Here is a 22,585-nt window from a genome sequence, read left to right as displayed (position 1 = left end):
ACCTTCTTTTTGCAGTATTCCTGTCTATCATCGTTTGGACTGACGGGCAAGATAAGCGCTGTAGTGAAATATACGTTCCAGTGACCGCCGCCTGATCTGTGGTTCATCGAACTTCATGGGCTTCGCATTGGCTTCAAAGAACCAGATTTCCCCCAGGTCATCAATGCCCAAATCCATGGACATTTCTCCGAGCGTGTAACCCGATCCCCGTTCTACCTGTCTTGCAATCATCAATGAAGTGGATTTCACACGTTTCATCAGGGTGGTTGTCGTTTCTTCTCCGAAAAGTTCGGTCAACAGCTTCTCGGGGTCTTCTACACTTCCTCCACGCGGCACATGAGTGGTTATGCTGCGGGAGCCAGCAAGTCTCGCACCTACACCGGTCACGCTCCATTGTCCTTTGCTGTTCTTTTGTACAAGAACACGCAAATCGAAGGGACGTTTACGAGACGAAGCAAGTTCAATGCCTTGTTGCATGATATAAGGCGTATGCCCGGTTTCTTTGCGAATTCGTGCCCATAACTTGGCAAGTGTAGCCGTCTTGTAGGTCGTGTTTTTCCGTGTGGTCTGTATTTTAAGTCGATAGGGAAGGCGCTCTTTTTCCTGGAATTTCAGCATCATGATTCCTTTGCCAGCTTTGCCGCTCTCGGGCTTGAGGTACAGATAGGGGTGTGTCCGCAGAACGGCACCCAGAGAAGAAGCACTGCGCATCCGCCGGGTATGGGGAATCAGTTGCTGAGTCGATTTGGATTTTTTGAGCCATTCGAACAGATTCCATTTATTGAAGAAAAATGGGTTATACAGTTCGATTCCCGATTGCATGCATTCGTCAATTTTACGCTGAACGGAAGGTTTTCCTTCGTCTTCCCGGTTGGGAATACGATTGTACAGCACATGGGGAAGGGGGAAAGGCTGTGAAACCCACTTTCCACTCCCCTTGTTGTACGTATATCCTTTCACGGTGGGACCACTCACGTTCAGATCCCGTACAGTCACGATGTACACCACATATCCCATGCTCTCGCCTGTCTGCAGAATATCCTGAAAATTTTGATGATTTCCCCTGAACATGCGCTGATTATCATGCATGGTCAAAACAGCAATGACAGGTTTGAAATCATCATGAAGGCTCATCAAATGTCTTCCTTCTTCCGGAACTTGCTCAAATACAGGCAGTGTTCCAAAATGTGCTCCACCGACGATTTTCCCTCCACCCGGAGCGAAGGGTGACGGAAAATGGAGCGGCCGGGTTTGGCGTTCGCTTCGAACATCCATACATGTTCCTCCTGATCAATGCCCAGATCAAAGCCAATCTCACCAATCAAATGCTGGTGCTGGGTTTCAATCGCCTGGGCCAGTGTAATAGCGACGGATTTGGCCTTTTGAAGAACTTCTCCCGAACGGTCGCCGAAGTTGCGACTGAGAGCCTGCTCAGGGGTCATTAGGGAGCCGCCATTTTTGATGTGTGTTGTGACGCTGCCACGTCCTGCCTTTTTGGCGCCAATTCCGACAACAACCCATTGGTTGTTACCATTTTTGTGCATGTGAAAACGAAAATCAATCGGACATTCATCAATTTCGATCAGTCGTATTCCCTGTTGAACGACATATCCGCGAAGTTGTTTGCCGTGTCTTCCCTGAAGCATACGCATCAGACTGTTGAAGGACCCGAAGCGCAGGAGTGCATTACCGCCTTTTTTGCGATAACGTGCGAAATATCCACGTTTGGGTGAATAGGTCAGGCGATAGATCCCGTTCCCCAGACTTCCGGCAGTAGGTTTATAGTAGACAAACTGATGGCGTTCCAGCATTTCTTTCATCTGTTCCACCGACGGATTGGTAATCGATTCAGGGATATACCGTCCTGCTGTCGGTTCATTCTCCAGCAATGTATAGATATCCGACTTGTTGAAGAAGCTCCAGTTGAAGAACGGAATTTTCCGGCGAATAAATCGCTCCCGCAGTTGGTTAATCGCTGGTGAGAAGTCTGAACGGCGGCTCGGCAACCGGTTGTAGACGACATCGGGCAGAGGTACCGTTCTGCGGGTGAAGCTTCCGTTATCATTCAGAAAAAAACCGGATACGGTCTCGTTCTGCCAATTGATATCCCGGGGAGTAAAGGCATAGATATAGGATTTCCGGCTGCCTTCACGGAGTAACTGTTTGATGAAACCTGTACGGGAACCGAATGGATTCGTGCTTGTCGAAGGCCCATCGGAGAGTACGCCGATCAGTGGACCTAACTGGACTTCATCATTTTGCAAGTTACGGAGATAAATACTGCCCCGTTTGGGAACGTTCATCAGATTACGGATACCTGAGGCGAGATAGAGATGTTTACCTGCCTTTTTGATTGGTTTGATCGTCGCAGGCACCCGGTCACGCCCAAAGCGAAGGTTAACCGTTTTTTTGCCAGACAGGTTGAGGCTCTTCATTAAAGCGTTGGATACATAAACCACTTTATCCGGTTGCTTGGTGAAATGCAGATTGCAAAAGGTCAAACTCATGATTTATCCTCCTATCCTGAAAAGATCCTTGTGCTCCATGGCAAGCGGGCGCTGCGGGCCTCAGCCGCCGTGAATTGGGATGGGTTTCAGGCCAGCTTTGCTGGATGTATTCGGCATTTTCATTGGACGAATGACGTCCGTGAGAACATGTTGTTGCAACAGATAACGGGCATAGGCAAGCGGCTGAGTATACGTCATGGCATGCATGCGTCGGTCGCCCGCTTCTGCGAATGAGGTGCGGCCTGGTTTGGAATTGACTTCGATTAGCCAGAGTTGGCCCTCTGCATCTGCTCCAAAATCAAGCCCCAATTCGGCTAGCCTGCCGAAACGACTCTCCAGCAGGGTGGGGATAAGAGCGGCAGTCTGCCGGATGCTCTTGAGCAGAGCTTCTGTGCGTACCGTTCCATAACGCTGGAGCAGATAGGCGTGGGCAGGGTAGGCTCTACCCCCTCCGTGAAGATTGGACGTGAGGGAACCCTCGGGTCCTTCTCGCACCATACATCCTGTCAACGTCCAGCGACCTTGCCCGTTCTTTTGCATTAAAGCCCGTATGTCGAACGCTCTTCCTAGATGGCTAAGCTCCAGATAGGGCTGCACGATCATCTTGTGCTCAGCCTGATGTACTGCCAGCCAGGAAGATACGGCCTGCGTGTGATTGAAGGTGAGACAAAATTTTTCATTATCCGCGTTACGGCCCTCTACGATCCATGTTGTTGGCGTCGCTCCCCGAGACAGGCGAAAGGTATTCTTGCCATGAGTCCCTGATACAGGTTTGAAGAACAGTCCCATGGGCCAACGTTCCAACCATGTTTCCCAGGGGATATGCAATCCGATCCGGGTTGTCGGTGCAAGTTTTGCCCGCAATTCAGGATTTCGGGACAACACACGGTGCACTTCCCATTTTCCTGGCAGGGAAGCAGACCAATAACGGTGCTGATCTGTGCCATTGGTCGATATCCGTTCTTTAAGCTGTTCTCTGACGTTCCTGGGTAGAGGGCGAAGACAACGGTCCATGATGAGGTTGACTCCAGGAACAGGGATCTTCTTCCACTTTCCTTGATGATAGGCATATCCCCATTGCAGGGGAGAATGGGCTGCATCAACCGATATCGGGATCACAATAACCTGAAGGGCATATCGCATACTCCCCAGACTGAGACGACGGCAGAAAAGTTCATCCGTGAAGGGAGGTGAGCCTTCGGTTGCACGTACCAGAATGGCCAGTGTTTTTGTCTGAGCTGATGGAAACATTACGCTGCACCTCTCCTCTATCAGATTTGTTTCCAATAGGAGATGACTTCTCAAAACCCGGCCAGGTACGTGGAGTATTCCAACATGGCTTTGACGGAAGGACGGATCTTGCTCTCACTCAATGGTGTATTGTCGTTCTTGGATGGTTTTGAGTTGACTTCGAGCAGCCATACGCGTCCAGTGGAGTCCAGAGCCAGATCAATACCAAGTTCTCCAAAGTGAGCAGGAATGGCACTTTCGATCCCTTTTGCGATATCCAGTGCTGCGGTGTGCAATCCTGCATATGCGGAAGCTTTGGCCGATCCGGACAACTGTGTTTTGGCAACGGCTTCCTTCACGGTGCTGAGACTTCCACCCCGTGCCAGATTGGATACGTAGTGACTCCCGCCTGCAATCCGGGCAACGATGGAGGTTACACTCCATTTACCGGTACGGTTTTTTTGCACGAGCGCACGGAAATCCACAGGTCTGCCACTGTGATCAATGAGAGTCAGCCCTTGCTGGATCTGGTAACGTGTTGTTTTCATTTTCCCAGACATACTGGCATACAGTTTATCCAAAGATGCATACGTTTGTTTCCGGGTACCCCCGACGCCAGTCGCCAGAGTCAGGAAACTTCCGTCCGTCTGACGTGAGACCCGGATGATGCCTTTGCCCAATGAACCGCGTACGGGCTTCAGAAATACAACCGGATGTCGGTTGCACATTGTCTTGAGCATGGAGGATGTCTTGAGTAAATGGGACTCGGGAAGAACTCGTTTAAGCGTTGAAATGGACTTGAGTGCGTCAAATACTTCGTTTTTGTCCAGAAACTTTTCATTGAAGGTTTGCGTGCCGTAGAGCGATTTTACTTCTTTCATAAAATGCTGTACGCTAGGTTTGTTCTCAAGCTTGCGGGACGTTAGCCGGTTATTGACGACGTCTGCTACAGGCAGAACAGTCTTTTTCCAGCCGTCATCATACACCCAGCCCTTCATATAACCCGTTACCGCTCCAATATCCTCCGGTGTGAAAAAGGATACATAGGCGCCTTGCTTACGGCAGGCGTTCACCAGTTCTTGACAGAACATCGTGATGGAGCCAAAGGGCCGATCGGGCTGATCGGGATAATCCTGGCTAACCAGTACACTGATGTAAGGTCCAAGGCGAAGCGTACGGCTGGCTGAACGATAGGATACCCTCAGGACCGAACGCGGAACAAGACCGGTCTTGCTGGCAACCGTTTGATTGATGCGCAGTCCGTCATACCTTGGTACCGGAATGACAGTGACTTCTCGGCGGAAAGAGCCAAATTGCAGCTGAAGCGGCCTTCCTGAAGGGATTTTAAGTGCCTTGAGCACCCCTTCGCCCAGCATGATGACGTCGTCCTGCAGGATGCCCGAGCCGGTAACCTGAATCGTTACTTTTTTAGTGGACATCACGGATCTCCTTCCGGGCGGCAACTTGATGTCTGATCTCGAAGTTGAACGGCATCTGAACATGGCATGTGCTTCATCATATGAGGACATATAACCCTTGGTGATTGACCCATATGGATTAAATGCATTTGATTCGGGGCGAGGTATCGAAGGCTTGTTTCAGATCGTCCTTGTTTGACAGGAGAGAAAAGCGTGTATTAACACGGATGAACAAACCAATCTGAGGAGGAATAATAGTGAACATTTATGACAAAGCCAATGATTTGGCCAAAGCACTAAGAGAAAGTAGCGAGGTGGAAGAGATTACTTCCGCGATGAAGCTGATTGAAACTGATCCGGATGCAAAAGCAATGCTGGATAACTTCCGTGATCAACAAATGGAATTGCAACAACGCATGATGAGCGGGGATATGCCAGCTCCGGATGAGATGGAGAAAATGGAAAAGCTGTTTGAAGTATTGAGCTTGAACCTGAACATCCGTCGTTTGTTTGATGCAGAGCGTCGCCTCAGTGTGATCATTGAAGACGTGAACAAAATTATCGCAGACAGTCTGGGTCATCTGTACGGTGGCGCTGAAGCGTAAATGCTTGTCTTGTTTTTTTACCTGAACCTTTCATATTAGCTGCTTATCGTTCATAGACTAGACATATAGAGTCGATCAAGAACGAAGGAGCTGTGAATGGTGAAGAGGTTGAAAAAAGCAAAACATGTGATCTATCTGCTTATCGCGTTGTCGATGCTGGTCATTGCACTGCCGCGGATTTCCTTTGCCGGAGGAATGGACTGGGTTAATATTTTTGGCATCGTATGGGTGCTGTTCTCTTTATTAATCGTTGGTGCACATCTGCATTTTATTCTCGGTGTGGATGAAGAAAAGAAACGTGCGCTGGAAGCCGTTCGGCGGGCGAAGCTGCGGCAGTGGGAAATGAAACTGCTGGACAAGCAGGAGCGGAGCAAGTCTGTATAAGGAATAGAATTGCATTCAGTATGCCAGGGCAGGGTCGACATTTTTTGTTTCTGCCTCTGGAATAAGACCGGAATCCCTTTCACATCAGGGGGTCCGGTCTTTTTGGTACATATAAGATTATGGATCAATCGGATGATTGAATTCAAGCGGTGGATTTCCCTAGGAGAATAGGGTAGGAGATGGGGTTATTTTCCTAAGGGCGTGTTATAATAGATACAGTATAGTACAGATGCATCTTCGGGGGTGGTACAGATGGACGGACAAGAAGAGAACGTAACGAAGCATGAACAGTTACTTCAACATATTGAACAACTGAAGGTTGGCAGTAAAATATCGGTACGTGGACTTGCACGGGAGCTAGGCGTAAGTGAAGGTACAGCTTATCGTGCGGTGAAAGAGGCGGAGAACTTCGGGCTGGTCGTGACCAAGGAACGAATTGGGACCGTGCGGATCGAGAAGAGACCCCGGGGCATGTCGGAACAGTTGACCTTTGCGGATGTCGTGACCATTGTGGAGGGCCATGTGTTGGGCGGAAACGACGGCCTCGCCAAACCGCTGCACAAGTATGTGATCGGTGCGATGAAAGAACAGGCGATGGCCCGTTATATTGACGCTGGGAGTTTGCTGATTGTAGGTAACCGGGAGGACGCTCATTCCCTTGCCCTCGAACAGGGAGCGGGCGTGTTGATTACAGGTGGTTTCGGGACAAGTCGTGAAGTAAGAATTATGGCTGATGAGCTTGGGCTACCGATTATTTCATCCAGACATGATACGTTCACGGTGGCTTCAATGATTAACCGTGCGATCTTCGACCGGCTGATTAAGAAAAAAATTATGCTTGTTGAGGATATTATCGGTCAGAAACCTCGCTTACAGGTGCTGAAGGTCACCAGTTCAGCCGCAGATTTTCATATGCTGGTGTCGGAGACGGGTGAACACCGCTTCCCGGTCGTGGATGAATGGAACCGGGTCATTGGCATTGTGAGTCTGAAGGATGTCAGTGAGCTTACGGCAGATCAGAGTATTGAGAAATGTGTGATACGCCGCCCGATTACGGCCTCATTGCAGACTTCACTCGCTTCAGCAGCCCAGATTATGACCTGGGAAGGCATCGATTTTCTGCCAATCGTGGATCGGAACCGCAAACTGATTGCGTCCGTCACGCGTAAGGAAGTGCTGCAGGCCATGCGGGATGCACAGAAGCAGCCCCAACTGGGCGAGACGTTTGATCATCTGATCTGGAATGGGTTTGCTGAGGAACGCGGAGAACAGAACGAACTGTTATTTCACGGATTCATCATTCCCCAGATGGCGACGGACCTGGGTACAATCTCGGAAGGTGTTCTGCTGAATGTGATGACACAGGCGGGCAGGCGGGCAGCCTGGGATGTGACGGGAAACGACCATGTGGTGGATAATGTGACGACTTATTTTGTTCGGCCGGTACAGATTGAGGACCAGATTCTGGTTCGACCGGTTATTCTGGAAACGAGCCGTCGTACATGCAAGATGGACATTGTAGTTACTCGTGAAGGCAGTGTGGTATGCAAAGCGGTGATGACATTGCAATCCATTGACCATGCCTAGTCGAACGAATGATTCTAATAATAGACCAAGAGAGTACTCCCTGATCGAGAAGCACTTCTGAGTTCCGCTGAAATCGCGGTTCAGGCTTCGCTCGATGTAGGGCAGTACTCTCTTTTTGCAGATACAATGATTGTACTTCACAATATCATGCAGATTGTCCGGAGGTTTTACCCGATCCATTACTGGACCGTTGTTGAAGTCTGGCATAGTAACTGCGGTTACGTATTCCGGCGAATACATTGTATGCACCCATAATTAGAAAAAGCGCTTCCACAACCACAGATAACGTGGAACCCGTGAAGACAAACATCAGGATTAGCGCAAGCACGATGAGCATGCCACCCATCCAGATATTCGTCCAGGAGCGGTAAAGACCAGCGCTGGCAGCATCCGAGGTTCTGCGTGAATGAATGCTGTTCAGCGCGGCAAAGACCATGGCAACAGCAAAGATAGCGATCAGAGCATATTTGAGTACATCGATGAACACCAAGACGCAGCTCCTTTTCTGGAAAGCATTTACTGCCCTTATTGTATCATGCAGCGATGAAGACAAGCGCAGTTTTTTTGCTATTACGCAGGAACGTGCATGCGAATCTGTACCCAGACTTGCAGTACGCCTTCCATAACCAGCATTGTTTTGACCTGAACGGTGTACTCTTTTTCCCTGACAGAATACACTTTCTGATTCAGCATAATTCGCGTCATTTTGCTATACTCGTCGATGTTGAATACATCTCTGCCCCGCAGTACCTCAAGTTCGTCCCCTAGTTTCTGTAACATCACTTTCAGAGAAGCCTCGTCCGGCCCCTTATCCGATTCTTCAGCACGGACCTTGATTTCCTTGATAACGGTTTGGCGTTTACTGTATTTTTTCAGCGTTTTGATATCCTCCTCATTCTGATGCAGCTGAAGCTGCAGCTCCTGATTGTTCAGCCACAACGCATTGTAACTCAGGTGAAATACACCGTTGTAGACGACACATCCAGCGATCATTCCCAGAACAAATACAGCGGTCATTCGCATCAGCGGGCGGTAACGGGAGAATGGCGGAATTCTCATGAACGCTGTTCCTGTTTCATATTAGCTCCGGCCTCCGCCGCACACCCATTTCACGAGTTCCGTTCCCATATGCGCGCCCATAAAAGCAGAGATCAGATACAGGATTTGTTTGACCGCCGGAGACAGGTTACCATCCAGGAAATTGCTCTCGATGACACGCATGGGATCTATTGTGCCGCCAACGGCAGCTGCGAGTGCCCATATCTTTATTTTTCCGGAAATATCGAGCATCGTCTGTGTTGGAGGCTGAAGCGAGATCACCGCTCCGATCCCTCCGATCATCGCGCCGCCCAGCACGATCCCAAACGCAATAAAGAAATCAAGAATGGCTTTGGACAAAAATGTGCTCATTGGCAACACCCCTTTCAGACCCAGCAGCACACCTCCTGTCTTCGGTCTGTCACAGGGGGAGCGGCTTGTACTTCTATTGTATGGGCGTGCCCCCGAACGTTATGATAAAATAGAATAATAAAGTCTCCTTTTAAGAGGTTGTCACGAATTTTAATAGGTGATTCCATTTTTTTATTTATTTAATTCATATATATGAGAGAGATAGGGCAGTAGACGGATCAGAAGATCGATGCTGCGACTATCTGCGGCGAAAGGAAGAAAAAACATGAGTTCTTTTGTGCATTTGCACGTTCACAGCGAATACAGTTTGCTGGACGGCGCTGCGCGTATTCCGGATCTCGTGAATAAGGCTGCAGATCTTGGAATGACAACACTCGCACTGACCGACCATGGCGTGATGTATGGTGCAATTCCTTTTTATAAAGCATGTATGGAACGAGGCATTAAGCCGATTATAGGTTGCGAGGCATACATGACAGCAGGGTCCCGTAAAGAGCGGGGAAGTCGCAAGGATCAACCGATTCATCATTTGATTTTGCTGGCGAAAAACATGACGGGTTACCGTAATCTGATGAAATTATGCTCGATTGGACATCTCGAAGGTTTTCATTACAAACCACGTGTAGATATGGAAAGCTTGGCTGCCCATCACGAGGGCATTATCTGCCTCAGTGCATGTCTGGGCGGTGAAGTACCACAGCATCTGCTGCATGGACGAGAAGAAGAGGCAAGACGTGCGGCGTTACGCTACAAAAATATCTTTGGTGCCGACTTCTATCTGGAACTTCAGGATCATGGGCTTTCCGAGCAAAAAAGGGTAAATCCGCAGTTGATCAAACTAGCTGCTGAGCTTGAGATTCCACTTGTAGCGACCAATGATGCGCATTATCTGTCGGAAGAGGATGCAGAGCTTCAGGATGTGCTGATCTGTATCGGAACAGGCAAGACCGTAGATGACGAGACTCGGCTTCGGATTGGAACCAACCAGCTCTATCTGAAAAGTGAAGAAGAGATGGCTCGTTTGTTTCCTCATGTGCCCGAGGCTCTGGCCAACACCGTCCGCATTGCGGAGTCTTGTGAATTGGAGCTGGAATTCGGCAAATCGATTTTGCCGGAATACAGACCACTTCCCGATGGACTCAGCCCTTCGGCGTATCTTCGTCAGCTGTGCGAAGAAGGAATGGAGGAGCGTTATGCGCAGTCCACACGTTGGACAGACGCGCAGCTTCGATCCGAACTCGAACAACGCCTGGCGTATGAACTGGGTGTGATCGACAGCATGGGGTTCTCGGATTATTTTTTGATTGTCTGGGATTTTATCGCCTATGCGCATAAGCAAGGCATTGTTACTGGACCAGGCCGTGGCTCCTCGGCAGGTAGTCTGGTAGCGTACACGTTGCACATCACCGATGTTGATCCGATGAAATACAACCTGCTCTTTGAACGATTCCTGAATCCTGAGCGGATCTCCATGCCGGATATTGATATTGACTTCAGCGATGAGCGGCGGGATGAGGTCATTGATTATGTGTCGCATAAATATGGCAAAGCCCATGTCGCCCAGATTATCACGTTTGGAACGATGGCTGCACGGGCAGCTGTGCGTGATGTTGGGCGAGCACTGAATGTGCCTTATGGCGAAGTGGACAAGGCTGCGAAGCTGATTCCAGCGCAGCTCGGCATTAACATAGAGCGCGCCATGGAAGCTACGCCTGAATTGAAGGCGCTGTATGAAACCAAGCCGAAAACGCGTGAACTGCTGGATATGGCGATGAAGGTCGAAGGTATGCCACGTCATGCTTCGACGCATGCAGCGGGAGTGGTTATTTCCCGCGATCCGCTGACCGATGCGGTGCCGCTTCAGGAGGGCAGTGAAGGGACAGCGTTAACCCAGTATTCCATGGAAAACCTGGAGTCTATTGGGTTACTTAAGATGGACTTTTTGGGTCTGCGTACCCTCTCGATCATTGAGCGATGTGTGCGCTGGATTGGGGAACATGGAGAAATTCCGGATTTCCGCCTTATCCCCGATGATGATCCGTTAACGTACGAGATGCTTGGGCGAGGGGACACGATGGGCATATTCCAACTGGAATCTGCCGGGGTACGCCGTGTGCTGAAAGAGATGAAGCCAAGTAGTTTTGAAGATGTAATCTCTGTACTTGCCTTGTACCGTCCGGGTCCGATGGAGTTCATATCGAAATACATTCAGGGCAAGCATGGACAGATCGAGGTGGATTACCCGCACGTGGATCTGGAGCCTATCCTGAAAGATACGTACGGGATCATTGTGTATCAGGAACAGATCATGCAGATTGCTTCACGGATGGCGGGTTTCTCGCTGGGTGAAGCGGATTTGCTTCGCAGAGCGGTCTCCAAGAAGAAACGGGAAGTGCTGGATCTGGAGCGTGGACACTTTGTACAGGGCAGTCTGAAACAAGGGTATAGCGAAGAAGAGGCAGACCTGGTCTATGATATGATCGTCAAGTTTGCCAACTATGGCTTCCCGCGTGCTCATGCCGCGGCATATGGTGTGCTCGCGTTCCAGACGGCTTATCTGAAGGCGCATTATCCGGTGCATTTTATGGCATCCATGCTGACAGCTGTGATGGGCAGCCATCGGAAAGTGGCAGAGTACGTGGTGGAGTGTCGACGTATGGACATGGAGGTGCTTCCGCCGGATGTGAATGAGAGCGGTATTCTGTTTACGCCTGTATTTGTGCCGTCCGGCAGCGCAGGAAACGGGGATCAGGGTTCATCCAAGCAGACTGCGGGAGCAGATGCAGAGAGTGATAACCTAAGCTCTGACGAAGAACATGCCGGTAACGGTAACGGAAGTTCGTTTGACGAACATTCCCTTCATGAGCATGATGGGTATTCGGGACAAGCCGAATATGGTGAAGCACCTCTGCCGGATGATCCCGGTCCTGGACCGGAAGAGGGCAGTGGCGGATATGAGTGGCAAGCAGCGACATCCATGCCTGAGGCATCCGACAACCGGAAGGAACCGGGATTGGTGACGGCTGCTTCAACGGAAAATGGTAATGACCAGGGGCAAGAAGCATCTTCTTCGCACACAGAGCAAGGTGAACTGTCCTCTGTGGAGAAAAACGATGCAGTGTCTAATGCAAATGAGGATAAGGATGATGATAAGGAAAAATTAACGGGTGCAATACGATTTGGTCTGGCCGCTGTGAAAAATGTCGGTACCCAGGCGATGGAAAGCATCATGATCGTAAGGCAGGAGAGACCATTCGACAGTTTGCTCGATTTTTGTCGTCGTGTGGACTTACGTGTTTGCAACAAACGTGTGATTGAATCGCTGATTCAGGCAGGAGCTTTTGACTCATTGCCTGGACACCGGGCCCAATTGCTGGCGATGCTGGATGAGACGGTTGAAGCCGCACTGAAATGGCGTAAGGAACGTGAGGATCTGCAGATTCAATTGTTCGATTTCGTTGAGACGCCGAACTGGGAGATCGAATATCCGGAAATTCCCCCTTATTCCTCAGGGCAGCAACTGGAGCTAGAGCGTGAGTTGTTAGGTTTGTATCTTTCCGGGCATCCGCTGGATGACTATGAAGATGTGCTGGAATCGAGTGGGGCTGACCGGATCATGGAGCTGACCGAGGCGGCTGACGACACGATGACCGTCGCTGCGGGAATGGTTGTGTCCGTGAAGTCGATTACGACGAAACAGGGCAAAGCCATGGCGTTCATGGAGCTGGAAGACCAGATTGAACGCTGCGAAGTGGTTCTCTTTCCCGAGGTATGGCGGCGTAGCCAGCAGCATGTCGGGAAAGGCGAACTGCTCGTCGTGCGTGCCAAAGTGCAGCAGCAGGACGAAGGGTTTAAGCTGCTGGCTGAGGAAGTGGCGCCGTTGTCTCCGGCGGCACTGGAACAGCAGCTGCGCAGCCGTGACCGGCGTGGCAAGCCCGGCAGCGGCAGCTCTTCGCGCCCGGCGCAGGCGGCTTCGCCACGTCGGCCAGCGGGCGCAGGAGCCGAAGCGCAGCGCAGCAGCGCAGGCGGGGAGGCTCCCGCTATGCGTAGCAGCGGGAGCCAAGGCTCGGCAGCGACGCGCAGCGATGCGGCGGGTACGGGCGCAGCCACGGCGGCGGCTTCCCGTGCCGGCGGTGCCGCAGAGGCGGCTGGCAGCCCGGAGCAGAGCCGCGGACCGCGGGCGGTGGAGCAGCGAGTGTTCGTGAAGATCGCCCCGCATGCGGAGAAGCCCGAGCTTCTGGCACGTCTGAAGCAGCTGCTTCAGGAGCATCCCGGACCTGTGGCGACGGTGCTCTTCTATGAGCAGCAACAGAAGCTGCTTGCGCTGAGTGATGCCTATCGGATCAAGCCATCACCAGCCCTGTTCTCCGGTATGGAGAAGATGCTGGGTGAGGGCACGGTCAAAATTAAATAAAAAGCGGTCCCTCAAATGAGTGATAGCTCTTATTCCCATAATATGAAACCTGTTTGGCTAAATGCTGAACAGGTTTTTTGGTGATTGTTTTAGCGTGGTTCCCTGACGTAATGGTTTAATCATTCGAATTGCAGACCAGCTACAGGCCAGAGCTGAATGTACAATCCTATATCATGTCCAGGATGTTACTGGCCTCAACTATCCGCACATTTTATGAACATTTTAACAGGTAGCTGCATACACTTGAGAACACCGAAGGACCTTGCGGTCCTCGGGGGATTGATGCGGGAGGTCGAGATATGTCATATGAAATCGTAGAAGCCATGCTGGCCCGGCGGGGTGTACGGATTGATGCCATCGCAGCAATTGTATACCGTCTGCAAAAAGGGTACCACCCCGAACTGACCTTGGACGACTGTGTAACCAGCGTGAAATCCGTTCTGCAGAAACGAGAGGTGCAATATACGCTCTATACCGGTATTGCTCTCGACGAACTTGCAGAGAAAAAACTCTTGCCCCAACCGTTACAGGCTATTATGGAAGCGGATGAATCCCTGTATGGAGTGGACGAGACTCTGGCCCTCGGCATTACTCATGTGTATGGTATGATCGGTTTAACCAGTTTTGGTTATCTGGATAAAGAAAAAATAGGTGTTATTCATGATCTGAACGAACACGCAACAGCCATTCATGTCTTTTTGGATGATCTGGTCGCAGGGGTGGCGGCTGCCGCTTCTGCCCGGATTGCACACAAAAATATTAAAGCCAAAAAATACCCCTCAGACCTGTAACCTCCTGCATTTCCATGCTTATATGCTGTTGTCACTCCAATGGCTCATATGAAGTCATCAAGGGCGGCTGAGGCTGCCCTGATAGGCTTGATGCTGCTTATCGAAGGGGATGAACAATAAGATTTCGTCAACCATATGAGTTATTCGTGGGGGACAAACGTCCCTCATGATCCCGAATTCTCCCCAAAGGTCCCGAACCCTTTCTTGCAGAAAAAAAGTGAGGTATGTTATCATTAGTCCAATATACGGGCTCTGAACATTAGCTTAGGGGGCGGACAAGGCATGTGGACGGTGATTTACATTGCGCCGACAGCAAAGGTTGCGGACAAGATCAAGACCAAGCTTTCGGAAGAAGGTTTTCTGGTACAGACCCGTCCCATCAGTTTATCCAAGCAGCAATTTGAGATTCGCGTCCCTTCTGGGGAATTGGAAGAGGTCCAGGAAGTGTTGAATTCTATTCTGCATTCCTGATTCGTTCGACATCGACGTGCCTTGGCAGATGAAGAAGTACCATCGGTACATAAGGGACTAATCGCGTAAGCGGAGAGAGGAATCGACTTGCATGTATTGTATGCTGCTGTCCTTCCTTCTTTTTTTGTTAGGACAAGGACCGACCTGGTTGCTCCCGGAGACCCTACCAAGATAGATTCAAACATCGGCGCAACAATCTTTCGGTTATTGCAGGTAACATCAATCGTGCTGACAGAAGCCGCTGATCCTTGCCCTGTACCGGCGGATTTTTTTGTTGTGAATGCTGGACAAGGCCCATGGCAGCGTGTGGGTCGTAAGCGGTTTACCGTAGCACGCGGATGAAGCTGCCCCAAGCAGCGCACTGCAGGTTGCGGCCATCAAATCAACGGCTGGAGAGGTGTAGTTGTGTTCAAAGATATATTCCAGAAGAAACGGAAGTACGCTACCATACCTTCCGAGCGTGCACTTCCCGGCGAAGGCCAGGAAGTCCTAGAACGCCCAAAACGTGAAATACCTGAAGGGCTTATGAACAAGTGCAGCAAATGCGGCACCATTCAATATAGCAAGGAATTGGAGAAAAATCTGAAAGTATGTCCTGCTTGCGGTTACCATATGCGCCTTAACGCTATGGAGCGCATTGCTATGGTACTTGATGATCAAGGGTTTGTTGAGTTTGACGCTGATATGATATCGGTTGATCCACTTGGCTTTCCCGGATATAGCAACAAACTGGAACAACAGCGCCTGAAATCGGGTCTTAAGGAAGCGGTAATTACGGGGGAAGGAACTATTGATGGCCTGCCTGTAGTTGTGGCTGTTATGAGTTTTGATTTCTTCACAGGTAGCATGGGTTCGGTTGTAGGGGAGAAAATCACCCGTGCCATTGAACATGCAACAGAGAAACGCTTGCCATTGATTATTTTCTCCACATCAGGTGGTGCACGGATGCAGGAGAGTATTCTCAGTCTTATGCAAATGGCCAAAACAAGCGCAGCTTTATCCCGTTTGGATGAACAGGGCGGGCTGTACATTTCGGTCATTACGGACCCAACGACTGGTGGAGTCTCGGCAAGTTTTGCGAGTCTGGGCGATATTAATATTGCCGAACCTGGCGCTGTATTTGGTTTTGCCGGCAGAATCGTTATCGAACAGACGATCCGTCAGAAGTTGCCTGATGATTTCCAGACGGCTGAATTTAATATGCAACACGGTCAATTGGACATGGTTGTACACCGGAAAGAACTACGGGCCACTCTTGGCAAGCTTCTGGATATGCATAGTGAAAAAGGAGGGGTCTAAATGGCGGGTGAGTTGCCATATGAAGCGCCTCTGGTTGAGATGCGCAAAAAGATTGATGAACTCGTACAGTTTGGACAGGAAAAAGGCATCGACTTCACGGACGAGATTGCCCGCCTGGAAGAACGTTACCATAGACTTGAAGAAGAGATCTACACTGGCATAACGGCAGCTCAGAAGATGCATCTGGCTCGTCATCAGCAGCGCCCAACGGCGCTGGACCTGATCCAGCTGATATTTACGGACTTCATTGAGCTGCACGGTGACCGCATGTTCGGAGACGATCTTGCGGTTGTTGGTGGGCTTGCCAAGTTGAATGGAAAGACAGTAACGGTAATTGGACAACAGCGGGGGAAAGATACGAAGGATAACATCGCCCGCTTTTTCGGGAGCGCTCATCCGGAAGGTTTCCGAAAAGGGCTGCGTCTGATGAAACAAGCGAACAAATTTGGCCGTCCTATTATTACGTTTATTGATACTAAAGGGGCGTATCCGGGTAATACTGCAGAAGAGAGAGGTCAATCGGAAGCTATTGCTCGCAACCTGATGGAAATGGCGAAACTTTCGGTCCCTGTTATTGTTGTGGTCATCGGCGAAGGTGGAAGCGGCGGTGCCCTCGCTATGGCTGTGGGTAATCGTGTGTTGATGCTGGAACATGCGATCTATTCTGCGATCTCTCCGAACGGGGCTGCTTCGATTCTCTGGAAAGATGCATCCAAGGCAGATCAGGCGGCTGAAGCGATGAAAATAACAGCCAAAGACCTCCTAGAGATGGAAGTCATTGAAGATATTATCCCTGAGCCACGCGGCGGTGCTCATCGGGATTATGAAGCGTCTGCTGCTTTCATCAGCGAAGCTTTGGTCCGTCATCTCGACGAGATGAAGGGTTGGAGCGGGGATCAGCTGAAACAGGATCGTTATGAGAAATTCCGTAAAATTGGATCGGTCACGTTTGAACCTCAAGCGCCCATTGAAGCCCCTCAAGAGCCTGTAGAAGTCGATGTGGCGAGTAATTTGTCGGGAAATGCTGAATAATGTGACGAATTTCCTATACAAATGAGTAAAAGTATAGTAAATTTAATAGTTGGAAAAAGAAAAATAGATAAAGAGATATACCTTTAAAATCGGAGGAAACCCAAAATGCGCAAAACGAAAATTGTATGTACCATTGGTCCATCCAGTGAATCTCTGGAGAACACCAAAAAATTGATTATGGCCGGTATGAATGTGGCCCGTCTGAACTTCTCCCACGGTGATTTCGATGAGCACGGCGGACGGATCATTGCGATTCGCCAAGCATGCGAAGAGTTGAACAAAACAGTAGCGATCCTGCTGGACACCAAAGGACCGGAAATTCGGACAGGTAAACTCGAAGTTGAGCCGATTGAATTGGTTCAAGACGAGTACATCACTTTGACAACAGAAGAAATTCTGGGCACCAAAGAACGTCTTTCCATTACGTATACAGATCTTCCGAATGATGTTGAACCGGGATCTACAATTCTGATCGACGACGGTCTGATCGGACTGACTGTGGTGGAAGTGCAAGGCACCGAGATCAAATGCCGTATCGTTAACGGCGGATCGATCAAAAGTAAAAAAGGTGTTAACGTTCCGGGCGTTGCCATTTCTCTGCCGGGTATCACTGAAAAAGACGCTAACGATATCGTATTCGGTATTGAGCAAGGTGTCGATTTCATCGCGGCTTCTTTTGTTCGTAAAGCGAGTGACGTACTTGAGATTCGTGAATTGCTCGAAAAACACAATGCTGGACATATCCAAATCATCTCCAAAATCGAAAACCAACAAGGTGTCGACAACCTCGATGAAATCCTTGAAGTGTCTGACGGCCTGATGGTTGCTCGTGGAGACCTGGGTGTTGAGATTCCTGCGGAAGAAGTACCATTGGTACAAAAACGCATGATCCAAAAATGTAATGTTGCAGGTAAACCGGTTATCACAGCTACACAAATGCTGGATTCCATGCAGCGTAACCCGCGTCCAACACGTGCGGAAGCAAGTGACGTGGCGAATGCGATCTTCGACGGTACGGACGCAATCATGTTGTCCGGTGAGACAGCTGCGGGTAAATACCCAGTTGAATCCGTTCTGACCATGTCCCGTATTGCTGAAAAAGCAGAATCTGCTCTGCCTTACCAAGAGCTGTACCTGAAACAACGTGTTGCTCAACAAACAACCGTTACAGAAGCAATCAGCCAATCTGTTGCCCTCCAAGCTCAAGATTTGAACGCGAAAGCGATCATTACTTCGACTGAATCAGGACACACTGCACGCATGATTTCCAAGTATCGTCCAGAATCTCCAATCATCGCTGTGACAACGGAAGACAGAACTTCCCGTCGTTTGGCTCTGGCTTGGGGTGTAACTCCTGTCAAAGGAAGACTGGTTGATTCCACGGATGCTTTGTTCGAAAATGCAATTGAAGGCGGCGTAAAATCCGGACTTGTTAAAGAAGGAGACCTCGTTGTGATCACAGCAGGTGTACCTTTGGGACGTTCCGGTTCTACGAACCTGATTAAAGTAAGCCAAATTCCAAACAACGCTTAATTGCGTTTTGGATGGAAAAGCATCAGGAAAGAAGCAATGGGGCGTTATTGTCCCGTTGCTTTTTTTCCATCTTAATGACACTTTACAGGGATGTAACACGTATGAATGGTAGAGCGAAGGAGGCCGATAACGTGCAAGAACAGATCAACGGTAGCTGGTATGCGGCACGTCTTCGTGTACGCTATCAAGAAAGTGACCAGATGGGCGTGGTCTATCACGCGAACTATTTGAACTGGTTTGAAATCGGTCGCACTGAGATGATTCGCCAAATGGGGTATACATATCGTAAAATGGAGGAACAGGGGTTACTGCTTCCCGTAACCGGACTGGATGTGAAGTATCACAAACCTGCCCGATATGATGATGAGATTATCATTTTCACCCGTATTGCTGCATTTAGTGGTCTGCGACTGAACTATGAGTACGACATAAGGCGCATGTCTGAAGAACCTGATGAGCATATGGCGATTGGAGAACGGGTATGGTCAGCTGATGAATCACTCCCCGGTGAACGGCTGGTTACAGGTTCTACCCAGCATGTATGGGTGAATGGAGACTGGAAGCCGGTTCGGCTGGATAAGGCAGCCTCTGAGCTATACAGCGCGCTTGAAAAGGTGTGGCTTTCGGGAAAGGGGTAATACGTCAATGCGAAAATGGATGTGGGCTTTACTATTAATCATTCCGGTGATAGAATTATTTGGTTTCATTCTGATGAGTGACTGGATTGGAGCCGGAAAGACATTGCTTCTCATGATTCTCACGTCCTTGATTGGTATAGCAATGTTGCAGTTTGAAGGGCGAAAAGTACTTGTGGACGCCAAATCCGAGATGGAGCGCGGCAAGGTACCTGGAAGAAAAATGGTTGATGGTCTTTTTATTTTTGTCGGTGGTTTCTTGCTTTTGATTCCAGGCTTTGTAACGGATCTGATCGGGTTTACACTAGTGTTTCCGTTAACACGTCCGGTATACCGTCTGTTCTTCCTGGGTTGGCTGGAGAAAAAAATGAAAAGTGGCAACATCACGTTCTATCGTCGTCCGAAATGAGGACCTAGTTGTTATGCAAAAAAGGCTCCGCTCAGCAGATAATTTCTGTTGAGCGAAGCTTTTTTCTATTTTTCCTGCGTGCTCATATGGTCATGCCTCATCGGACACGTCCGTTGATGATGTATGTTCTGAGGTCGCGTAATACGTTAGCTCGATTGAATGCATCGAGGATGACCAGACTGACAGGACCAATAATCAAACCCAGAACGCCGAACAGCTTCAAACCTACGAACATGCCAACCAGCGTGGCGAGCGGGTCGAGTCCTACACTGCTGGCAAGTACCTTGGGTTCAATAATCTGACGGGCGATCAGCAAAATAAGATAGATAACACTAATGCCAATCCCCAGATACAGATCCCCATTCATAAACAGGTATGCTGCCCAAGGCACCATGACCAGACCAACACCCAGATAAGGAAGCAGATCGACCAAGCCAATCATCAGAGCGATGGTGAAGGCTGAATTGACTTGCAGTATAAGCAGTCCAATCATGACGAATAGTGCTGTAATTGAGATCATGATCAATTGTGCTCTTGCGTATCCGAATAGTGCCTTCTTAAGGTCAGTCCATATGTCGGATATCGGCTTGCGAATGGAAGAGGGTACCCAACCTGAGACGGTGATGCTGTGCCGGGTCCAACTTTTGCTAATGAAGAACGTAGATAATAGAACAACGATTAATACTGCGCCCATGTTAGGTAGGGAGGTCAGCAGACTTAGAATCATGTTGAAAAATCCGGTGACCAGATCTGTCACGGCTGTACCCACCGTTTCCGTCGTTTTACTAATATTGCTGTTGATGGTTTCCTGGTAGTTCGGATTTTCCTTGTAAAACTCATTGATCTGCGCAATCAAACTCTGAATCGTGTCATTCTGAGTCCAGCGCACAAACGTGTCTTTGATCTCATCAACGTGGAGATCGAAGCTTGTCGTCAGTGAAATGACTTCTTTCACCATACGGGTAATAGCCGCAGACAGGACCACCGCAATGGCTCCAAAATAAAGGATCAATGAAAGAGTCACAGCCAGCCAGCGGGGGAATCGTGCTCGATGCTGAAGCAGCTTCACCAATGGATTCATGGCGTAAGCGATAATCCAGGCGATCGCAAAAGGGTATAAGAGCGGAAACAGTAAGTATATGGAAACGGCGATCAGAACGGTCGCAATAATCACCCATAAGCCGCGGAGCAGACGTTTCATTATAATTCTATCCAAGCATCAACTCTCCTTATTTCAATTAAGCCGACCTATGTATGATCCATGAAACAGTATTAGAAATAGATGGCTATCTTAATTAATATAGAGCATTTACAAGATTTTGAAACGCCGGGATGTTACCAGAAGCTGTTCAAAGGGGCTTTTGAACAGCTTCTACCCAAATCATTCTTTTGCCTAGAGTATGCCTCAGTATTACAGAATATAGCAACAGAAAGTTCTTCATACGACAGAATTGGTTAAAAAACATTAAATGTCAACCCTGTTTTTGTAAAGGCTTTCAAAAATGCTTTATCGGACCGATAAAGAAGTTTGATGTGCGAATGATCTCTCATCATGTTCACATAAACGACAAAATCCAGTATGATGTTATAAGTAAATACCGATTGACAGATAGGAAAACCGTATTTTGGATTATTTGGTAATTTCAAAATGAAAATGTTTACAAAAAGAGGATAGGTGCATTTTGGCACTTATATGACACTCTGGAATGGTTCCTGATTTCGCTTATTAAAGGAGAGATGTAATATGACAGCTACCAAAGGTCTGGAAGGCATCGTTGCAACAACCTCTTCGATCAGCTCTATTGTAGACGGTGTGCTTACATACCGTGGTTACGATATCGACGATTTGGCTGAACATGCCAGCTTTGAAGAAGTTGCCTATTTGTTGTGGTTTGGTAAATTGCCGTCAACAGATGAACTGAAATCCCTTCGCAAAAGCCTGAGCGATTACGCGCCGATTCCGAGCGAGTTGATTGCACAAATCCAATTGTATCCGAAAAACGTCAGCACCATGGCAGCACTTCGTTCCGCAATCTCAGCACTTGCACTGTATGACGAGCAAGCGGATGAGATGACAACGGAAGCGAATGAGAACAAAGCCGTTAAGTTGCAAGCACAGTTGCCAACGATTGTGGCAGCCATCGCCCGTATTCGTAAGGGCAAAGAACCTGTGGCTCCAAAAGAAGGCGCTTCCATCGCAGAGAACTTTTTATATATGATGACTGGTGAAGAACCATCCGAGACCGCAGTAAAAGCATTGGACCAAGCGCTTGTCCTACATGCGGATCACGAGTTGAACGCTTCGACATTTGCAGCCCGTGTAACGGTTGCGACACTGTCGGATATCTATTCCGGTGTAACTTCCGCCATTGGCGCACTGAAGGGACCACTGCATGGCGGTGCTAATGAAGCCGTTATGAAAATGTTGAATGAGATCGGTACGCCTGATCGTCTGGAAGCGGCAATTCAGGAAAAACTGAACAACCGTGAAAAGATCATGGGCTTTGGACATCGCGTATACAAAAACGGTGATCCACGTGCTAAACATCTGCAGAAGATGTCCAAAGAACTGGGCGAGCTGAACAATGACACACGCCTGTATGATATGTCTGTGAAGATCGAGGAACTGGTAACAGGACAAAAAGGACTGAAGCCAAACGTAGACTTCTATTCTGCTTCTGTATATACCCAACTGGAGATTCAACAGGAATTGTTTACGCCGATCTTTGCCATCAGCCGGGTGTCTGGTTGGACTGCGCACATTTTGGAACAGCTTGCGGACAATCGCATCATTCGTCCACGTGCGGAGTACACAGGCCCTACTGAACAGAAATACGTTTCTATTGAACTTCGCTAATAG

Annotated in this window: 21 protein-coding genes; 13 read left to right on the top strand and 8 right to left on the bottom strand. The window is 49.1% G+C overall.

Going from position 1 to position 22,585, the window contains the following annotated elements; translation table 11 throughout:
- Positions 1-27: 27 nt before the first annotated feature.
- The 4 genes from HF638_RS02480 to HF638_RS02465 are packed head-to-tail and all read right to left on the bottom strand — an operon-like array spanning position 28 to position 5,176.
- A complete protein-coding gene (locus HF638_RS02480) occupies positions 28-1,134 on the bottom strand; it encodes a YheC/YheD family endospore coat-associated protein (RefSeq protein ID WP_169478707.1) in 1,107 nt (368 codons plus the stop codon).
- On the bottom strand, positions 1,134-2,507 hold the full coding sequence (locus tag HF638_RS02475) for a YheC/YheD family endospore coat-associated protein (RefSeq protein WP_169478706.1): 1,374 nt from the start codon (positions 2,505-2,507) through the stop codon (positions 1,134-1,136). Before HF638_RS02475 ends, HF638_RS02480 begins: the two co-directional genes overlap by 1 nt.
- A gap of 60 nt (positions 2,508-2,567) precedes the next feature.
- The gene (locus HF638_RS02470) at positions 2,568-3,758 is read right to left on the bottom strand and encodes a YheC/YheD family endospore coat-associated protein (RefSeq protein ID WP_169478705.1); all 1,191 of its coding nucleotides are present in this window, start codon (positions 3,756-3,758) and stop codon (positions 2,568-2,570) included.
- 50 nt (positions 3,759-3,808) lie between these two features.
- The gene (locus HF638_RS02465; RefSeq protein WP_076330330.1) at positions 3,809-5,176 is read right to left on the bottom strand and encodes a YheC/YheD family endospore coat-associated protein; all 1,368 of its coding nucleotides are present in this window, start codon (positions 5,174-5,176) and stop codon (positions 3,809-3,811) included.
- A gap of 236 nt (positions 5,177-5,412) precedes the next feature.
- Here HF638_RS02465 and HF638_RS02460 point away from each other — a divergent pair, with 236 nt between their 5' ends.
- From HF638_RS02460 to HF638_RS02450, 3 genes are all read left to right on the top strand, one after another.
- Entirely contained in the window at positions 5,413-5,760 is a 348-nt protein-coding gene (locus HF638_RS02460; RefSeq protein WP_169478704.1) for a YlbF family regulator, read from the top strand.
- Between the two features lie 96 nt (positions 5,761-5,856).
- Entirely contained in the window at positions 5,857-6,144 is a 288-nt protein-coding gene (locus tag HF638_RS02455) for a hypothetical protein (protein WP_211175452.1), read from the top strand.
- A gap of 252 nt (positions 6,145-6,396) precedes the next feature.
- Complete coding sequence (locus HF638_RS02450; protein ID WP_169478703.1) at positions 6,397-7,731, top strand: DRTGG domain-containing protein; 1,335 nt, start codon at positions 6,397-6,399, stop codon at positions 7,729-7,731.
- 145 nt (positions 7,732-7,876) lie between these two features.
- Here HF638_RS02450 and HF638_RS02445 read toward each other — a convergent pair whose 3' ends face one another.
- The 3 genes from HF638_RS02445 to HF638_RS02435 form a co-directional block, all read right to left on the bottom strand.
- Positions 7,877-8,218 (bottom strand): YtpI family protein, encoded by a 342-nt coding sequence (locus HF638_RS02445; RefSeq protein ID WP_348982057.1) that lies wholly within the window; start codon positions 8,216-8,218, stop codon positions 7,877-7,879.
- Positions 8,219-8,301: 83 nt separating this feature from the next.
- A complete protein-coding gene (locus HF638_RS02440) occupies positions 8,302-8,790 on the bottom strand; it encodes a sporulation membrane protein YtrI (protein WP_017689500.1) in 489 nt (162 codons plus the stop codon).
- Between the two features lie 21 nt (positions 8,791-8,811).
- Complete coding sequence (locus HF638_RS02435; RefSeq protein WP_026081169.1) at positions 8,812-9,141, bottom strand: YtrH family sporulation protein; 330 nt, start codon at positions 9,139-9,141, stop codon at positions 8,812-8,814.
- 265 nt (positions 9,142-9,406) lie between these two features.
- Between HF638_RS02435 and HF638_RS28490 the strand changes: the two genes are divergently transcribed.
- The 9 genes from HF638_RS28490 (at position 9,407) to HF638_RS02385 (ending at position 19,725) form a co-directional block, all read left to right on the top strand.
- Entirely contained in the window at positions 9,407-13,555 is a 4,149-nt protein-coding gene (locus HF638_RS28490; RefSeq protein ID WP_248277995.1) for a DNA polymerase III subunit alpha, read from the top strand.
- Positions 13,556-13,854: 299 nt separating this feature from the next.
- A complete protein-coding gene (locus HF638_RS02420) occupies positions 13,855-14,346 on the top strand; it encodes a phosphatidylglycerophosphatase A family protein (RefSeq protein WP_062833545.1) in 492 nt (163 codons plus the stop codon).
- A gap of 282 nt (positions 14,347-14,628) precedes the next feature.
- Positions 14,629-14,817, top strand: coding sequence for a hypothetical protein (locus HF638_RS02415; RefSeq protein ID WP_017689496.1), 189 nt, complete (start codon positions 14,629-14,631; stop codon positions 14,815-14,817).
- 87 nt (positions 14,818-14,904) lie between these two features.
- Entirely contained in the window at positions 14,905-15,159 is a 255-nt protein-coding gene (locus HF638_RS02410; RefSeq protein ID WP_017689495.1) for a hypothetical protein, read from the top strand.
- A 63-nt stretch (positions 15,160-15,222) separates the two neighbouring features.
- Positions 15,223-16,116, top strand: coding sequence for an acetyl-CoA carboxylase, carboxyltransferase subunit beta (gene accD / locus HF638_RS02405; RefSeq protein WP_036609844.1), 894 nt, complete (start codon positions 15,223-15,225; stop codon positions 16,114-16,116).
- The gene (locus HF638_RS02400; RefSeq protein WP_169478702.1) at positions 16,117-17,148 is read left to right on the top strand and encodes an acetyl-CoA carboxylase carboxyltransferase subunit alpha; all 1,032 of its coding nucleotides are present in this window, start codon (positions 16,117-16,119) and stop codon (positions 17,146-17,148) included. It begins immediately after the preceding gene.
- Positions 17,149-17,253: 105 nt separating this feature from the next.
- Positions 17,254-18,681: a pyruvate kinase gene (gene pyk, locus HF638_RS02395; RefSeq protein WP_017689492.1), complete on the top strand. Its 1,428-nt coding sequence runs from the start codon at positions 17,254-17,256 to the stop codon at positions 18,679-18,681.
- Positions 18,682-18,782: 101 nt separating this feature from the next.
- Positions 18,783-19,319 carry an acyl-CoA thioesterase gene (locus HF638_RS02390; protein ID WP_169478701.1) on the top strand — a complete coding sequence of 179 codons (537 nt, stop codon included), beginning with the start codon at positions 18,783-18,785 and terminating at the stop codon, positions 19,317-19,319.
- A 7-nt stretch (positions 19,320-19,326) separates the two neighbouring features.
- Positions 19,327-19,725: an FxsA family protein gene (locus tag HF638_RS02385; RefSeq protein ID WP_062833549.1), complete on the top strand. Its 399-nt coding sequence runs from the start codon at positions 19,327-19,329 to the stop codon at positions 19,723-19,725.
- Between the two features lie 97 nt (positions 19,726-19,822).
- Here the strand turns inward: HF638_RS02385 and ytvI are convergent, their stop codons facing one another.
- Positions 19,823-20,941, bottom strand: a complete 1,119-nt coding sequence (ytvI, locus tag HF638_RS02380; RefSeq protein ID WP_169478700.1) for a sporulation integral membrane protein YtvI — start codon at positions 20,939-20,941, stop codon at positions 19,823-19,825.
- 528 nt (positions 20,942-21,469) lie between these two features.
- Between ytvI and citZ the strand changes: the two genes are divergently transcribed.
- Positions 21,470-22,582, top strand: coding sequence for a citrate synthase (citZ, locus tag HF638_RS02375; protein ID WP_169478699.1), 1,113 nt, complete (start codon positions 21,470-21,472; stop codon positions 22,580-22,582).
- The last annotated feature ends 3 nt before the right edge of the window (positions 22,583-22,585 follow it).

Source organism: Paenibacillus sp. SZ31, from assembly GCF_012912005.1.
Classification (GTDB): Bacteria; Bacillota; Bacilli; order Paenibacillales; family Paenibacillaceae; genus Paenibacillus.
The sequence above is the reverse complement of the archived record's forward strand: the minus strand, read 5'-3'. Positions and strand labels throughout refer to the sequence as shown.

Bases quoted from the DNA above. Each gene is read 5' to 3' on its own strand.
- HF638_RS02480 (WP_169478707.1), bottom strand. From the start codon at position 1,134: ATGAGCCTTCATGATGATTTCAAACCTGTCATTGCTGTTTTGACCATG.
- HF638_RS02475 (WP_169478706.1), bottom strand. From the start codon at position 2,507: ATGAGTTTGACCTTTTGCAATCTGCATTTCACCAAGCAACCGGATAAA.
- HF638_RS02470 (WP_169478705.1), bottom strand. From the start codon at position 3,758: ATGTTTCCATCAGCTCAGACAAAAACACTGGCCATTCTGGTACGTGCA.
- HF638_RS02465 (WP_076330330.1), bottom strand. From the start codon at position 5,176: ATGTCCACTAAAAAAGTAACGATTCAGGTTACCGGCTCGGGCATCCTG.
- HF638_RS02455 (WP_211175452.1), top strand. From the start codon at position 5,857: ATGGTGAAGAGGTTGAAAAAAGCAAAACATGTGATCTATCTGCTTATC.
- HF638_RS02450 (WP_169478703.1), top strand. From the start codon at position 6,397: ATGGACGGACAAGAAGAGAACGTAACGAAGCATGAACAGTTACTTCAA.
- HF638_RS02440 (WP_017689500.1), bottom strand. From the start codon at position 8,790: ATGAGAATTCCGCCATTCTCCCGTTACCGCCCGCTGATGCGAATGACC.
- HF638_RS02435 (WP_026081169.1), bottom strand. From the start codon at position 9,141: ATGAGCACATTTTTGTCCAAAGCCATTCTTGATTTCTTTATTGCGTTT.
- HF638_RS28490 (WP_248277995.1), top strand. From the start codon at position 9,407: ATGAGTTCTTTTGTGCATTTGCACGTTCACAGCGAATACAGTTTGCTG.
- HF638_RS02420 (WP_062833545.1), top strand. From the start codon at position 13,855: ATGTCATATGAAATCGTAGAAGCCATGCTGGCCCGGCGGGGTGTACGG.
- HF638_RS02415 (WP_017689496.1), top strand. From the start codon at position 14,629: ATGTGGACGGTGATTTACATTGCGCCGACAGCAAAGGTTGCGGACAAG.
- HF638_RS02400 (WP_169478702.1), top strand. From the start codon at position 16,117: ATGGCGGGTGAGTTGCCATATGAAGCGCCTCTGGTTGAGATGCGCAAA.
- pyk (WP_017689492.1), top strand. From the start codon at position 17,254: ATGCGCAAAACGAAAATTGTATGTACCATTGGTCCATCCAGTGAATCT.
- HF638_RS02390 (WP_169478701.1), top strand. From the start codon at position 18,783: ATGAATGGTAGAGCGAAGGAGGCCGATAACGTGCAAGAACAGATCAAC.
- HF638_RS02385 (WP_062833549.1), top strand. From the start codon at position 19,327: ATGCGAAAATGGATGTGGGCTTTACTATTAATCATTCCGGTGATAGAA.
- citZ (WP_169478699.1), top strand. From the start codon at position 21,470: ATGACAGCTACCAAAGGTCTGGAAGGCATCGTTGCAACAACCTCTTCG.